The organism is Caballeronia sp. SBC1, from assembly GCF_011493005.1.
Lineage (GTDB): Bacteria > Pseudomonadota > Gammaproteobacteria > Burkholderiales > Burkholderiaceae > Caballeronia.
Genome location: NZ_CP049158.1, coordinates 1,182,826 through 1,198,152, shown reverse-complemented (window position 1 = coordinate 1,198,152; position 15,327 = coordinate 1,182,826). Strand labels below are relative to the sequence as shown.

Sequence of the window (15,327 nt, the reverse complement as noted above, 5' to 3'; positions counted from 1 at the left end):
AATTCTTGCATCCAGTAATATGGAATACCATAATACTTAGACGGCGCCACTGCATGAAGCCGCGGCGTTTTTGCCTACGGAGAAAACCCCATGAAACTTGAGATTCGCAAGCTGGTTACCTATGTGGAAGACACTTTCATTGAAGGCGGTAAAGCGGCTGAGCGGCCGTTGAAGCTGTTCGCGGCGGCGGCGGTGCTGCGCAATCCGTGGGCGGGGCGTGGTTTCGTCGATGACCTGCGTCCTGAGATTCACGGACTCGCGCCGCAACTGGGCGAGATTCTGACCGGCGAAATCCTGCGGATTGCCGGATCGGGCGCGGCGGTGGAGGGGTATGGGAAAGCGGCGATTGTCGGGACGTCGGGTGAAATCGAGCATGCGTCGGCGCTGATTCACACCCTGCGCTTTGGCAACAAGTTCCGCGAAGCGGTTGGCGCGAAGAGCTATTTGAGCTTCACGAATTTGCGTGGTGGTCCTAACTGTCCGGTCACCATTCCGCTGATGCATAAGGGCGATGAAGGCATGCGCTCGCATTACCTCACCATCCAGTTCTCGATCATCGACGCCCCCGGCCCCGATGAGCTCGTGATTGCGCTGGGCGCGTCGATCGGCGGGCGGCCCCATCATCGTATTGGCGACCGCTATCAGGATCTGAAGGAGCTTGGGTCCAATGAAGCATGAAACGGTGACCCAGCGTGTGCCGATGAGCGGCGTGTTCGACGGCACGGCGTATAGCGTGGCGGGCGAGGGACCGGCACTCGTCCTGATCCACGGCGTGGGGATGAACCGCAGCGTGTGGGCGCCTCAGGTGAGCGCGCTGCAGGCGTGTTTCAGGGTGGTGTCGTATGACATGCTGGGCCACGGCGCCAGCCGCTTGCCGGCGGCTTCACCCACGCTCGATGAATACGCGGGACAGCTTGCTGCATTGCTGGACCATTTGCAGATTGATGCAGCGCATGTGGTCGGTCACTCGATGGGCTCGCTGATCGCGCTCGAGTTTGCGTTGCAATATCCGCAGCGGGTGGCGAGCGTTGTTGCGCTGAACGCGGTGTACGACCGCACGCCGACGCAGCGGGCCGCGGTGATGCAGCGCGCGGCTTCGCTTGGGCGTAGCGGGCTTGAGCAACCCAGCATTGACGCCACGGTTGCGCGCTGGTTCGACGATCCCGTGCCGGGTCATCTCGCTCAGGTGGCGGAACTCGTGCGTTCGTTGCTTGCGACGGTGAACCCGGAAGGTTATGCACGGACCTATCGGTTGTTTGCGAGTTCGGACCAGGCTCATGTCGGGCGTTTGCCGCAACTTACTGTGCCCGCGTTGTTCATGACCGGCGAGTGCGATCCGAACTCGAGTCCCGAGATGTCGCATTCAATGGCAGCCGCCGCGCCGCGAGGCCGTGCCGAAATCATTGCGAATGAGCGGCATATGATGAACGTCACCGCGCCTGCGCTTGTGAACCAGCGGTTGGTCCAGTTTATTCGTGAAGCCAGTGGAGCCTGAGCGCCTGACTGAATACTTGAGCTGCTTTGAGTCTTCCGGTCTCTGAATCAGCTGCTAATTTAAGGAGCAAAAGCATGAACGAGCCTTCCTTCGATACCGCCGAGTTTCGCCGTGCATTGGGTGCATTCGTTACGGGAGTGACGGTGGTGACGACCATTCAACCCGATGGTTCGCCGCGTGGTTTTACTGCGAACTCCTTTACGTCCGTGTCGCTCGATCCCGCGTTGATCCTGGTGTGTATCGCGAAGACGGCCTCCAGCCATCCGGTGTTTTCAGAGACGCAGCGTTTTGCGGTCAGCGTACTCGCTGAAGATCAGCGGCCTGTATCGGGCGTGTTTGCTTCGAAGAGTGCGGACAAGTTTGCGCAGGTCGGCTGGCATGCACGACGCACCGGCAGCCCGGTGATGGATGGCGCGGCGGCGAGTTTCGACTGCGAGACGCATCAGGTGGTGGATGCCGGGGACCACATCATCCTGATTGGGCGCGTGGTGGATTTCACGCACACGAGCGCGACACCGCTAGGGTATTGCCGTGGTGCTTACGTGGATTTCAGTTTGTCGCAAGATGCGTTGGCCGCGAATGGTCAGCGGGCTCAGGTTGGAGCGATCCTTGAGCATCCGGCGGGTCTTGTGTTGATCGAGACGGCCTCTGGGGCGTTGCAATTGCCCATTGGGACGCGGTTGGAACCGCTTGCGGATGCGGCTAGTTTGCGCGGTGTGCTGGCGGGATATCGGCTGAATGCCAATCTGGATTTTCTGTTCGCGGTGTTTGAGGAGAAGGGCGTTACCCATATCTACTATCGGGGGCGCATTGTTGATGATGCACCTGCCGGCGCGGATGTACGCTACGTGCCGCTCGGCGCGATTCCCTGGGACAGAATTCGCGATCCAGCCGTTGCGTCAATGCTGCGACGCTATGTGAAGGAGAGAACGGAGGATGCGTTCGGTATTTATGTGGGTGATGTGGAGAAGGGGATGGTGCAAGCGTTAGGGTGATTCAGGGTGATTCGGTCCCCGTCGCCTGAATGCCGATAACCTCACCGACGCGTTGATCCGCGGCTTTCGCGAGCAACCGGCGCACATGCAACCGGCGCACATCGGGACTTGTCGGCGACGCGATCCATACCCGTGCATCGGCTGCCGCTGCCTATGTGACCCCAGTGAACGTCGCCGGATCGCGATGATGCTCGATACATTCGGCTAAAAAACAACCCCAGGCGAGCAAACTGCGGGCGAACAAAAGGCGAACAATCAGACGGAAACTGCCGTTTCCCGAATGACCGGGCGGACGGTTCCTGAATCTTCAGATAGCGCTGCTCAAATGGCGCGCAGGGACACTCGCCCGATGCCGCAAGGCATTGCGGGTGCAGGGCGCTGCTGTTTGCATCAGTGGTTCTCACCGGGTCCTGGCGAGTGGCTTTAAACCCGGTAAAACTCGATATCTTGCCCGGCATGCACGGCGCGTTTCAACCACTCTGGCATGTCGCCCGTCCCGTCCCATGTGTCGCCGCTAGCGCTTCTGAATACCGGCGTGGTGCCGTTGGCGCTCTCTGGTAACGAAGGCATAGACGGCAGTGCGCGCTTTGACGCCGCGCTCGAACCGTTGGTCATGGGAGGAGGGGTGACGGAAACCTGCACGTCGGCCAGTGCTTCGGCCAGCGCTGTTTCGGTAATGCCAAACTCAGCCATTCGGCTGCGCAAATAGGCAATGATGCTGTCTCGCTTTCTTTCGTCCACGGCTGTCCTGATTCAGCTTTTACTTTCTTGAAGGCGAGCCATCTGCCCGCGCGGACCGGGGCGGCTCGAGGAATGTGTGGGTTGACTAAAATCGTGGCGCGCCGAGTGACGCGCGTCAATTAGTGTAATACCGCAAATTGCCGCTTTAACTCGCAGCGCCCGATAATCGGACTCCTGCGAGCAAGCGGCTCGACAAACTGGTTACTGTGTTTGAGATCGGTGCGAGATGCGTAAGCCGCCGAATCAGCGGCTGAAAGCTCACGACCAGATCGGTGCACGGCTGGCGACTGCTCATGTTTCAAAAGCACCATGGTGCAGTCGCTAATTTCAACAATTCGTCCAGACAACCGCGGGCGCCACGAAGAAATGATAGCGCCGAATGCCGCTATTGTATGCCTAAATCATTTTAGCGATTATGTTGCTCGCCCGGTAATTCTGCGCCGTGTGCACGAATTGCCGCAATTAGTTCGGCCGGCGTGATTTCATAGCGCACCTCACGATGGATGCCGGCCTTCCTTTCATCAATCTCTATCAGCAGAACGGCCTTGCCATCCGGTGCAGGTTCGAGGCGCAACGTCCGCACTTCCTGACCGGTGGCTTCATCGCGCTCCGTCAGCAAGGTCATGGATCCTGTGGCGGGACTTCTGGTCATTCCTTTTCTCCCTTCCGATATCCAACATCTTATCTGTTGAGACCCTTCGAACGGCTTACCCGCCACTGACGTTCACAGGAAGGCACTAAAAGCGGGCGCAGGACGGCGGATCTCAAAGCCGCCAACCTCATTATTGCTTGTCAAAACGATACCCGTCCAGCGTCCGAATGCGTGTTCGTCAGGCCGCTTAACAGTCGACATCAAGTTGACTTCCGGTTGACATCCGGGAGCCATGCAGCCGACCTTACGCTGCCCCTACGCCGCCAACGCCGTACGGGCCTGCGCCGCGATCTCGAACGAGCGCAGACGGGCCGCGTGATCGTAAATCTGCGCGGTCACCATCAGCTCGTCCGGCTGGGTTTGTTCGATCAGCGAGGCAAGTCCGGCCTCCACCTGACGCTGGTCGCCGATCACCGAGCAGGCGAGCGAATGCTCCACGCCGGCGCGTTCCGCCTCGTTCCAAGGAATCTGCTTGACGGGCGGCGGCAACTGGCCCGGCGTGCCGCGTCGCAGGTTGATGAACTGCTGTTGCAACGATGTGAAGAGAAACTCTGCTTCTTCCGTGGTGTCGGCGGCAAAAACATTTACGCCGACCATCGCGTAGGGGCGGTCGAGTTGCTTCGACGGGCGGAACTGGCTCCGGTAAACCTGCAGCGCGGTCAGCAGGTAGTCGGGCGCGAAATGCGAAGCGAAGGCGAACGGCAGGCCAAGCGCGGCAGCGAGCTGGGCGCTGAAGGTGGACGAGCCGAGCAGCCAGATCGGCACGTTCAATCCGGCGCCGGGGACGGCGCGCACACGCTGGCCTTCCACCGGATCGGCGAAATAGCGCTGCAATTCCACGACGTCATCGGGGAAATTGTCCGCGCTGCTCTGAAGATCGCGGCGCAGCGCGCGAGCCGTCGTCTGGTCGGTGCCGGGCGCGCGGCCAAGGCCAAGATCGATGCGTCCGGGAAACAGCGACTCCAGCGTGCCGAACTGCTCGGCGATCACAAGCGGCGCGTGGTTCGGCAGCATGACGCCGCCTGAGCCGACGCGGATCGTGCTCGTTCCCGCAGCGACGTGCCCGATCACCACGGACGTCGCGGCGCTGGCAATCCCGGTCATGTTGTGATGCTCGGCCAGCCAGAATCGCAGGTAACCGAGTTTTTCGGCGTGCTGGGCTAGTTCGCGCGAGTGGCGGAACGCGTCGGCGGCAGTAGACCCGACGGGAACTGGGGATAAATCGAGAACTGAAAACGGGATCATTGCGGCTTCCATGACTTCGTGTATGGCGGCGCGCGGGCACCGGCGATCCGGATCCCGTCAAGCACCAATCCCGGACGAAAATCCAGGACGCACCTCAGGGCGCACCTTACACGCGGGTAAAAGCCGATTGTGCCGAAAGTCAGGAAAGTCTGCCGTGACCGCCCTCAGGCGAGGCGGGGATAACCGCGTTTAACGGCGTCAGTTTCGATTTCAACAATGCTCTCGTAGTGGTCTAGCGGACGCCTCGAAAAACCGCCGAGCTTGAGCCGTTTTGCCAGAGAACGATCGTGCGCGACGGCGTCGGCGAGTGCGCTTACCAGCGCCTCGATACCCTCCGGGGGCACCCGTTTCGATGCAATCAGCGGCAAGCCTGGCGAACTTCGTGTCGTGCCGATTTCGACTAAACCACGGGCAAGATCCGGAACGTGCTCGAGTACGAACGCGAAGCTCACGCAGTCGATGGCGGCAATATCGGCATGGTCGTCCTGCAGGGCTTGCAGCGACGCCAGGTGCCCACCCGTTTCGATCACTGATGCAAAGAACGGTCGGCCGCCGGCAAGCGGTGCAACCGCGCCGCGCAGCAAGTTCATGCCGCTGTTTGAATCGGGGGTGTTGTACGCCGCGCGCAGACCGCGGCATTGCGCGAGCGACGTGACCTGGGCTGCAGCCCTCGCGACCAGGACGCTGTGATAATCGCCGGCTTCACAGCCATCGATGGTGAAAACTGGCGTAGTGACTAGTTGCACGCGTCCGCCGAGCGCCCGTACCAGCGGATAGCCGCATGTCTGCGACAGCAGCAGGTCGTCACGCAGCCAGAATTCCTGCAGGGAGGTCCCGGGATCGACTATGGAGAGCGTGTCGCCGCGGGCGTCAAGCCACGGCCGCAGGCGCCGGTGAACATGATCGAGCAAAACGCGCCAGTCGCCGGCAAGTTCCGGCGTGACGTTGTACATCGGTAATGCGGCCACCCAGTTCATGCAAATTCTTTCCCATTACGCCAGCCGATACTCATACCGGCACCTGGCCGGAAAGACACATCAGACAGGCTGCGCGGCGTCGCCGCCAAGCGTTGTTGAGCCGGCAGGCCCAGCCTGAGCTTGCGCAAGCTGATTGGCGGCCCGTGCATGAAGCGGATGCAATGCGGGCGCAACCGGTTGGACGCCGTGCCGCACCAGCCATTCCTGATAACCACGCACGATAAAACCGCCATTACGCACCCGATACGCGTCCCGATGCCCATGATAAACGCTTGCCAGCGCGAACCACGGCACGCTCGGCAGGTCGTGATGAACGGCGTGAAAATTGTTGTTGAGGAACAGAAGGCGCCACGCCCACGATGCTTCGTTGATGACCGTGCGTTCGGGCACGTGATCGGCTGCGCGATGTTCCTGGAACGAACGGATCGCGCTCAACGCGAGTGCCGGATAGCCAATGCCGAATGTGAAAAGCGCGGGACTGATGCCGCAGCGGCGCTGGAGCCATGTCGCGAGAAGTCCGAGCAGGACGAGATGCAAGGCCCACGCGCCGGCGATACGGCCATTGCCCCGCGCAATCTGGGTGAACGCGGACACAATCGTTTCCACGATGGAAAACCAGGGGCCGAGCACAATGCGCCCCAGGAACGTGTTGCGGATAACCAGCAGGAATCGTACAACCGCGCCGGCGCCGCGCCAGCGTTCGGCGGAAACGAAATAGCTTTCCGGGTCGAGATCGGGATCGGTGAGATGAACGTCGTTATGGTGGCGCAGATGCGACTGACGATACACCGCGTAAGGAAACCAGACCGCGAGCGGGGCGACGCCGAGCAGCGCGTTGAACAAGGGGAAGCGTGTCGGGTGGCCGTGCAGGAGTTCGTGCTGCAATGACAAATACAGGCACGACAGTACGGCGAGAATGCTTGCCGCCAGCGGTAAGCCGATCGACTGGGCGTTAAGCGCTGTTGCGAACCAGCCGCCATAGATGGCTACGATCAGAAGCCAGGTGGGCCATTCGCTGCGCCAGCGCCAGGACGCGCGTAGCTGATGTATCCGATGGCGTTGAGCATCGTCTATATAAAGGCTCATGGCAATTCAGTGACAGAACGAGCCACGATCTTAACGACGCTTCGCCGCCTGCCAAACCAAGCATTCCCGCTAAGCTTGTTCCCCTGCGAAGAATCGAGGATCGAGCGGTTGAACGCGGTGAAAGTTAGTGGGCCGGGGAGGGCCATCTCAATGCGACGACGAAGCGCTGGAACGATAGACACCCTTGAAACACGACATCTGGCGGCCTGAAGGCCGCCGTCGATTACGCGCGCGATGCGCGATGGCGAAAGCGCCGTGGTTACGCCGCTTTCGCCCAAAGCCTGTTGGTTGTTCTTTTGCGCCCGGAGGTGGGGTCGCTCTGTGGTTGCGAGAACGAGTCCAGCACTTTACGCAACGCATCTACCCGACGCCTTTGCGCCGGCACCAGCACGTAGTCGGTGCAGACTGCGTTCAAGCGTTCGTGCCAGTATTCGACGTTGAGCGTGCCGGCCGGTTTCTGACTCATCGCCCGAAGCTGGCCTATGGCCCGTTCGATGTGCTGAAGCTCCGCATCGGCCTGTGTCGACGTTCTTGGACCTTCTGACGTCGGCGTTCTTTTGGCTTTCATCCTGCGCCCCCATTCTTGCCGGCCAGCTTCTGAGCACGTTGTCGATTCTATCGATGACTGGTGTGTTCATTGCTGCGTCCAGCTATACCCCTTCGCCTGCGCGTTTTATGCTCGCGTTGGGCGGTCCCCGGTTTGATTCGACCGTTGATACATAGTCGCAAGGGCTGGATTCACGCACCGTCTGAAATCGCACATTGAAGGCACCCAGCGCGCGATTAACCGGGCGATGCAAACGTTTTCCGTGGGCTGGGGCACGAAGCAAGTACGCCGAACGACGCTAATACCCGGCGGAACAATACTTGAGGCTGGCAGTGGGATGCCGCGCAGGCAGGAGAGAGATCGAGAGATCGTTATGAAGGAGCTTCGAAACAGCTTCATAGCAGCTTCGTAGAGCTACCAAGCGGCTTTAACGACGCAGGCGCGTCGAGTACGCCCAAGACATCAAGTGACGTGCGCGAGAGCGCGTCACGCGTCTTCGGGAGCCCGAGGCTTGCCGCTGCGTTTTATCTGCTCGTCCATTGCCAGGTCGAGCTTGCTGACGCGTCGCGGTTTCTCTGGTTTGAGTCCGTTCACAAAGGCCACGAAATCGTCCATGGTCTGCGGTGCGGAAAGTTTTTGCTCACCGCTTGCCGCCCGATCGACGAGATAGAACAGGCCGCCGTTCAGGCTAACGGCGGCATAGTGCGGGTTGCCGGAGCGTGTCTTGAGCCGCTCCACGGCGTTGATAGCTTTAGTCGAGCGCACGATCAGCCCGGCAAAAGAGCAAGCCCGAAGGTGTCATGAAACCGGCGCCATGAAACACCTCGCTAAACCGGTTCAAGGTCAAAATCAAACTCAAGGTCAAGGCGCGCATTTCTTGCTCGCGCCTTCGAGCCACAGGTTCGACACATGCCGCTCGCCCGGATAAAACCGGTACGACGTTTCACCGTTATCGAAGCGAACCTTGATCACGTTGGAATCGCCGAATTCAAGCATCGTGCCTTGCGGAATGGGTGTTTGCTTGAATGTGGCGTTGTGTTTCTTCGCTTCATCCGTCAGGCACTGGACGATGCTCGTCACCGACGCGTTAGGCGCCGTTTCGACTTCCGGCTGACCGGCATCGGCGTTATGGAACTGGGTGGTACACGCTTGCAGCAAAAACAGCGGAAGCGCGAGAGCGCAGGCAATCTTTTTCATGGTGTCCTTCAATGTTTGCGACTGACTTTTCTACGAAGTGTTCGACTACAGCACGACTACGGCAATCTGACATTACAGCATAGCGGCCTTACGGTTTCCGTCCGCGCGGAGGCCGCACGGCGAGGACGAAAACCTGCGGCCGCTCAAAAGACCTCGGGGACCGTCACGCATCGTCGCCGGCATTCAGGCATCCGGCGGCACGCCGAGAAGTTGCATGGTGCCGCCGACCACGCCTGAAAACACGGGCCCAGCCACCGTCCCGCCGTAGTAGGAGCCGGCTGACGGCTCATCGATCATCACGGCAACAATCACTTGCGGGTCGCTCATCGGCGCCATGCCAACGAACGACGCGCGATACTTGTTCGCCGCGTACGTGCGTCCGATCTGTTTGCGGGCCGTGCCGGTCTTCCCACCCACGCGATACCCCTCTACCGCTGCCGCACGTCCCGTGCCACGGGGTCCCATCGCGAGTTCAAGCATGTTGCGCACTGCCGCTGCAGTCGCGGGTTTCGTGACTTGCACGGGTTCCCGTGTAGCCTGGCCGCGAATCAAGCTGGACTGCCGGAACTCGCCATTGCCCGCGTAAGCCGTATAAACCTGTGCAATTTGCAACAGCGACAACGACAGGCCATATCCATAGGCCATGGTCGCCTGCTCGATCGGGCGCCAGCGTTGGTACGCACGCAGACGTCCGGTCGCCGCGCCCGGGAAAGTCAGGTCCGGCACCTGGCCGATGCCGTACTCGCGATACTTGTCCCACACTGTTTGCGGGCGAAGCTTGAGCGAGAGTTTCGTCAGCGCAATATTGCTCGACATCTGCACGGCTTCGGAGACCGTGATGACACCGTGGTTCGATGTATCGTGGATCACGTTCGGCCCGAGCTTGAACGTCCCTGGCGATGTGTCGATACGCGTGTCCGGCCGTACGTACCCAAGGTCGATAGCCAGCGCCGCCACCAGCGGCTTGATCGTCGAGCCCGGCTCGAACGTGTCGGTCAGCGCGCGGTTGCGCAACTGCTCGCCGGTCAGGCGTGCACGGTCGTTGGGGTCGAAGGTCGGATAGTTCGCGAGCGCGAGGATCTCGCCGTTCTTCGCGTCAAGCACCACAACGCTACCCGCGCGCGCTCGATGCTTCGTGATGGCGGCGGCCAGTTGCGTGTGCGCGAGCTGCTGGATCCGGCGGTCGATAGTCAGATGAATGGTCTCGCCATTCTCCGGCAACGCGACCTCGCCGATCTCCGACACCACACGGCCAAGCCGGTCGCGGATCACTTCACGCTGACCGTGCTCGCCGGTCAGCCGGTCGTTTGCCGCGAGTTCTATGCCCTCCTGGCCCTTGTCTTCAATATCGGTGAAGCCGACCACGTGAGCCGCCGATTCTCCTTCGGGATAGAAGCGTTTCGTGTCGGCCACAAGCGTTATGCCTGCAAGCCCGGTTTCCGCAATACGCGTGGCCGTGTCGGCATCGACTTGCCGTTTCAGCAGCACGAATGAGCGCGAAGCGTCGAGGCGGCGGGTTAGTTCCTTCTCGGGCATGTCGATCAGGCGAGCGATTCCCGGCACTGTCTCGCGATCAAAGCGCGAGGGCGTGGCCCAGATCGCATAGGTCGCGAGACTCACGGCCAGCATCGCGCCGTTGCGGTCGACTATGCGTCCGCGCGTCGCGCTGAGTTCCAGCGTGCGTTGATAGCGCTTTTGCCCCTCGCCGATATAAAAGTCCTGGTTCACGACCTGCACCCACAGCGCGCGTGCGGCGAGCGAAGCGAACGCACCGAACATCAGCAGCACGACCAGCGTGGAGCGCCACCGGGGCAGCCGGCTTTCGAGCACCGCGTTTTTCACGGGCGTCCGATAAGATTCATGGGCTCGCTTAGCGGTTTTACGCATCGTGACGATTCAGGACGTGGTGGACGTGACGGACGTGGACAAGCGGACGATGCGCTCGAACACGGCATCGAGTCCGCCGGCCGGGGTTTCACGGCGGGTGTCGGAATCGCTGTCGGCCAGCGGGAGCACGAACGTGTCTTGCAGCACGCCGCGCAACTCTTCAGCGCTGGCGAGTTCGCGTTTGGATTCTCGCGTGGATTCGGTATTGCCACGCTGGGTCAGGCTCGTGTCGAACAAGGTCCGCCGCTGTCCGGGCATGACCCTTGCCACGATGAGATGGTCCACGAAGATCGACTCGGGATGCGTCGACACATAGTGGTTCGCCATGGCGTAGTCGGCGGGAAATTGCGGTTCGAGGTCGAAACGGTAGATCGGCCTCCAGGTATCGCCCAGCTTTACTTGCAGCAGGAAATCGCCGCGCTCGATCAGGTCAAGACGAAACGGCTCGTGCGGCGTCGCCTGTTCGCGGCCCGTGTCGAACAGCAGCGGGGCGGTCAGCGTCATGCTGCCGAAGCCGACGTCCGCGAGCCAGGTGTTGTCGGGCGTTTCGACCAGCAGCATCATGTGGGTGCGCGGCGTCATGGCGGCGGGATCGTTCCACAGTACACGCGCGGCGAGACCTGTGGTCTCGAAGCCGAGCGTGTTCAGTACCGCGCGAAACAGCAGGTTGTGTTCATAGCAATACCCGCCGCGCCGCGCGCTCACGAGCTTCGCGAACACGGACTCCAGGTCGAGACGCGGCGTGCGCCCGAGCAGCGAGTCGAGGTTTTCGAACGGAATGAATTGCGGATGTAGCCTATGCAGCGCGTGCAGCGTCTCTGATGTAGCCTGCTGAGGCCCGCGGCTGGACTCAACAAAGCCGATGCGGTCGAAATAGGCGGCGAGTTGCGCCGGGGAGAGTGTCTGATTCATGTGGAACTCCTGCACGGGTAATGGAAACGAGGCCGGGCGAGCCGCCGCGAGGTGCCGACATTCTACGGCACAGCGCCCGTGCCGATTACAGATTGCATACACCAGACAAGCACAACCAGGCCGTTTGGGCAGGATTTTGAACTGTGACGTGCCCAACATGGTCTTTAATAAGCAGTGCGCTCAACTCTTCTTTCAAAGAACCCTATGTCGACCTCACTCGCTACCGCAACTTCCTCCCCGCAACCTGCCGGCAAGCATCCCGCCCCGCCTTGCACGCTCGTCATCTTCGGCGCAGCCGGGGACCTGACCAAACGGCTGCTGATGCCGGCGCTATACAACCTGTCGTCCGATGGCCTGCTTGACGACAAGATGAAGATCATTGGCGTGAACCACGGCGAGCTCGAGACGAGCGCCTGGCGGGACCAACTGACCGAGTCGCTGAAAAAATTCGCCGCGGATAAATCCGGTGCCTTTCACACGGCGAATTTCGATGACAAAGCGTGGAGCTGGGTTGCGGATCGCCTGCAATACGTGGCTGGCGAGTTCGAGACCGACGACGTATTTAACAAGCTCAAGCAGACACTGGGTGACAGCGGAAATGTCATTTTTTATCTCGCTGTCAGTTCGCGCTTCTTCAAACCGATCGTCGAACGGCTGGGCCGGGCGGGATTGATGAAGGAGAGTGACCAGGGCTTCCGGCGCGTGGTGATCGAAAAGCCTTTTGGGCACGACTACGCATCGGCCAAGGACCTCAACGAGAGCATTCTCAAGTTCGCCGGCGAGAACCAAATTTATCGTATCGATCATTTTCTCGGCAAGGACACGGTGCAGAGCATCCTTGCGGTGCGCTTCGCGAACGCGTTGTTCGAGCCCATTTTCCGGCGCGAATACATTGATCACGTGCAGATCACGGCGGCGGAAACCATTGGCGTGGAAGCGCGCGGCGGGTTTTACGAGCAGACGGGCGCCTTCCGCGACATGGTGCCGAACCATCTGTTCCAGTTGCTCGGCATGGTCGCCATGGAACCGCCGAATTCATTCGACGCAGAAGCCGTGCGCGACAAGAAAGCCGAAATTTTCGACGCGATCCAGCCGCTGAAACCCAATGACGTGGTGCTCGGGCAGTACGAAAAATCCGCGACCATGGCGGGGTATCGGGAAGAAGCCGATGTCGCGCCGGATAGTCAGGTCGAGACCTATGCGGCGGCGCGGGTGTTCGTCGAGAACTGGCGCTGGGCCGGCGTGCCGTTTTATCTGCGCACCGGCAAGCGGATGACGGCGCGGCGCACGGAAATATCGGTGCAACTGAAAGCGGTGCCGTTCCTGCTGTTCCGCGACACGCCTGTGGACACCCTTGTGCCGAACGTACTGACGTTGCGTATCGACCCGGAACACGGCACGAGCTTCGATTTCAACGTGAAGGTGCCTGGACCCGTGATGCAGGTTGGGGCCGTCAAGTCATCGTTCAAGTACGGCGATTTTTTCGATGAGAAGCCGAACGTCGGTTACGAAACGCTGTTGTACGACTGTATGCTCGGCGACGAGACGCTGTTCCAGCGCGCCGACAGCATTGAAACAAGCTGGAAGGCGGTTGACCACGTGTTGCATCCCGAAGGCGGCCCGTTGCCGGTACATGGCTACACTGCAGGCAGCGCGGGACCGAAGGAAGCCGACGACCTGTTGAAGGCCGACGGCCGCGCCTGGCGCCCGCTGGCAGACGAGCACACGCAAAAGACCGATCACGACGACAAGAACTGAGGAGAACAGTATGGGGACAGCAGCGCGCAAGGCAGCAGTGAAGAAGACGGCGGCGAGCAAGGCGAGCGCGGGTAAGAAAACAGCCACAGCCAAGACGACCAAGCGCACGACCGTGAAAGAACGGATTCTCGCCATTGATGTAGGTGGGACGGGCCTGAAAGCGGCGATTATCGATGCGCACGGGAAGATGGAAACCGAGCGGGTAAAGGTGGCCACGCCGCATCCTTGTCCGCCGGACGTGCTGGTTCAGAAGCTGGTGGAACTGGTCGGGCCGCTGTTGACGCCGCTGCCGGCCACGGAGATCTCGATTGGCTTTCCGGGCGTTGTGCGGGACAACCACGTGCTGACCGCGCCGAACCTCGGTAACGAATTCTGGCGCAACGTGCCGCTCGCGGACCTGCTGGCCGAACACTTGGGGAGCCTGCCGGTGCGCATTATCAACGACGCCGAAATGCAGGGACTTGCCGCCATCGAAGGGAAGGGCATCGAGTTCGTGCTGACGCTTGGCACGGGCGCCGGCACCGCGCTTTTCCGCGATGGCGAACTCATGCCGCATCTCGAGCTGGCGCATCATCCGGTCAACAAAAACAAGACGTACGACGAATATATCGGCAATGCGGCGCGCGACAAGGCGGGCAACAAGCGCTGGAATCGCCGGGTGGAGAAGATCATCGGCATCCTGAGTTCGCTAGTGAATTACGACCGCCTGTGGATTGGCGGCGGCAACGCAGCCAATCTCAATTTCGCCTTGCCGGATAACGTGAAAGTGGTCTCGAACGAGGCGGGCATTGAAGGCGGCGCACGGCTATGGCACCCGCGTTCAGTGCGCGAGACGCGGCAATTGCCGGCCGGAGCGTTTGAATGACATCCATTGGCGCTACTGGTCTGAAGCTCAGTTCCGGTCATGGCGATGCGGAGCAGGCGCTGGCGGCCTTGGCGAAGGTCGAGCTCGTGATTTCGGATTGCGACGGCACCTTGCTCTACACGGACAAATCGCTTGGTGAGCCCGCGCAGGAAGCCGTGCGCAATCTCACCGCCGCGGGTGTCCGCTTCACGGTGGCGAGCAGCCGGCCGGGCAAGGGCATGCATTCGATTGTGGAAACGCTTGGGGTCCAGTCGCCGTTTGCCGCTTTCAACGGCGGCAAACTCGTCGATCCCGCCGGCTGGAAGACCCTCAGCGCCCACTGGTTGCCGCGCGACGCCGCGCAAACGGCCCTGGAAAGCCTGGAGCGCGACGGAGTGGACGCGTGGGTGTTCATCGACGACCAGTGGTACATCACGAATCCCGGCGGAGAATACGTGCCGCTGGAGCGCCGGACAGTGGGATACGACGCAGTGGTGGTCAAGCGTTTTGACGATATTGACCTGGACTCGATCGAAAAGATCGTGGCGTCGACGAAGGACGCTGCGTTGCTTCAACGCAAGGAGGCGGAGTTCCAGGACACGCTCAAAGGCCGCGCCATGGCAATGCGCTCACAAACCTATTATCTCGACATCACGCATCCGCTCGCGAACAAAGGCGAGGGCGTGCGCGAACTGGCGCGGCTGGCGGGCGTTGCGCTGGAAAACGTGGCGGTGCTGGGGGACATGGGCAACGACGTCGCCATGTTCGATGTGGCGGGCGTTTCCATTGTGATGGGTCAGGCGTCAGCAGACGTTCAATCGCACGCGACGTTTGTGTCGGCCACGAACGATAAAGACGGCTTTGCCGCAGGCCTCAACGGATTGCTGGCGGCCCGAAAGGGAAAATGATTGTGCGGTCAAAACCGCGTGAGTTGAATGCGCGCGAAAGCATACGCGCAAGAGAGCGACATCGGCGCCATGCGATGCTGACC

16 protein-coding genes are annotated in these 15,327 nt (G+C 60.8%); 6 read left to right on the top strand and 10 right to left on the bottom strand.

What is annotated here, in order from left to right; genetic code table 11:
• Window positions 1-90: 90 nt before the first annotated feature.
• From SBC1_RS32215 to SBC1_RS32205, 3 genes are all read left to right on the top strand, one after another.
• Window positions 91-678, top strand: coding sequence for an amino acid synthesis family protein (locus SBC1_RS32215; RefSeq protein ID WP_165104373.1), 588 nt, complete (start codon window positions 91-93; stop codon window positions 676-678).
• Complete coding sequence (locus SBC1_RS32210; RefSeq protein ID WP_165104372.1) at window positions 668-1,495, top strand: alpha/beta fold hydrolase; 828 nt, start codon at window positions 668-670, stop codon at window positions 1,493-1,495. The genes SBC1_RS32215 and SBC1_RS32210 overlap by 11 nt, the downstream gene beginning before the upstream one ends.
• Before the next feature lie 74 nt (window positions 1,496-1,569).
• On the top strand, window positions 1,570-2,490 hold the full coding sequence (locus SBC1_RS32205) for a flavin reductase (protein ID WP_165104371.1): 921 nt from the start codon (window positions 1,570-1,572) through the stop codon (window positions 2,488-2,490).
• 423 nt (window positions 2,491-2,913) lie between these two features.
• On the opposite strand, the gene SBC1_RS32200 is transcribed toward SBC1_RS32205, so the two are convergent.
• From SBC1_RS32200 to SBC1_RS32155, 10 genes are all read right to left on the bottom strand, one after another.
• Window positions 2,914-3,231 carry an H-NS family nucleoid-associated regulatory protein gene (locus SBC1_RS32200; protein WP_165104370.1) on the bottom strand — a complete coding sequence of 106 codons (318 nt, stop codon included), beginning with the start codon at window positions 3,229-3,231 and terminating at the stop codon, window positions 2,914-2,916.
• A 406-nt stretch (window positions 3,232-3,637) separates the two neighbouring features.
• Window positions 3,638-3,856 carry a hypothetical protein gene (locus tag SBC1_RS32195; protein WP_370469672.1) on the bottom strand — a complete coding sequence of 73 codons (219 nt, stop codon included), beginning with the start codon at window positions 3,854-3,856 and terminating at the stop codon, window positions 3,638-3,640.
• A 282-nt stretch (window positions 3,857-4,138) separates the two neighbouring features.
• Entirely contained in the window at window positions 4,139-5,128 is a 990-nt protein-coding gene (locus tag SBC1_RS32190; protein WP_165104369.1) for an LLM class flavin-dependent oxidoreductase, read from the bottom strand.
• Window positions 5,129-5,292: 164 nt separating this feature from the next.
• Window positions 5,293-6,105, bottom strand: a complete 813-nt coding sequence (locus tag SBC1_RS32185; protein ID WP_165989123.1) for a phosphate/phosphite/phosphonate ABC transporter substrate-binding protein — start codon at window positions 6,103-6,105, stop codon at window positions 5,293-5,295.
• Between the two features lie 60 nt (window positions 6,106-6,165).
• A complete protein-coding gene (locus SBC1_RS32180) occupies window positions 6,166-7,191 on the bottom strand; it encodes a fatty acid desaturase (protein ID WP_165104368.1) in 1,026 nt (341 codons plus the stop codon).
• 259 nt (window positions 7,192-7,450) lie between these two features.
• Window positions 7,451-7,657, bottom strand: a complete 207-nt coding sequence (locus SBC1_RS32175; RefSeq protein ID WP_243830318.1) for a hypothetical protein — start codon at window positions 7,655-7,657, stop codon at window positions 7,451-7,453.
• A 567-nt stretch (window positions 7,658-8,224) separates the two neighbouring features.
• Window positions 8,225-8,503: a hypothetical protein gene (locus tag SBC1_RS32170; protein WP_165104366.1), complete on the bottom strand. Its 279-nt coding sequence runs from the start codon at window positions 8,501-8,503 to the stop codon at window positions 8,225-8,227.
• A 96-nt stretch (window positions 8,504-8,599) separates the two neighbouring features.
• Complete coding sequence (locus SBC1_RS32165) at window positions 8,600-8,935, bottom strand: hypothetical protein (protein ID WP_165104365.1); 336 nt, start codon at window positions 8,933-8,935, stop codon at window positions 8,600-8,602.
• Window positions 8,936-9,118: 183 nt separating this feature from the next.
• On the bottom strand, window positions 9,119-10,822 hold the full coding sequence (locus SBC1_RS32160) for a penicillin-binding protein 2 (protein ID WP_165104364.1): 1,704 nt from the start codon (window positions 10,820-10,822) through the stop codon (window positions 9,119-9,121).
• Window positions 10,823-10,831: 9 nt separating this feature from the next.
• A complete protein-coding gene (locus SBC1_RS32155) occupies window positions 10,832-11,734 on the bottom strand; it encodes an arylamine N-acetyltransferase (protein WP_165104363.1) in 903 nt (300 codons plus the stop codon).
• A 204-nt stretch (window positions 11,735-11,938) separates the two neighbouring features.
• On the opposite strand from SBC1_RS32155, the gene zwf reads away from it, so the two are divergent.
• Genes zwf through SBC1_RS32140 form a run of 3 tightly spaced genes read left to right on the top strand, consistent with a single transcriptional unit; the run spans window position 11,939 to window position 15,244 of the window.
• Window positions 11,939-13,492: a glucose-6-phosphate dehydrogenase gene (gene zwf / locus SBC1_RS32150; protein ID WP_165104362.1), complete on the top strand. Its 1,554-nt coding sequence runs from the start codon at window positions 11,939-11,941 to the stop codon at window positions 13,490-13,492.
• A gap of 10 nt (window positions 13,493-13,502) precedes the next feature.
• A complete protein-coding gene (locus SBC1_RS32145; RefSeq protein ID WP_165104361.1) occupies window positions 13,503-14,357 on the top strand; it encodes an ROK family protein in 855 nt (284 codons plus the stop codon).
• Entirely contained in the window at window positions 14,354-15,244 is an 891-nt protein-coding gene (locus SBC1_RS32140) for an HAD family hydrolase (RefSeq protein WP_165104360.1), read from the top strand. Before SBC1_RS32145 ends, SBC1_RS32140 begins: the two co-directional genes overlap by 4 nt.
• Window positions 15,245-15,327: the final 83 nt, after the last annotated feature.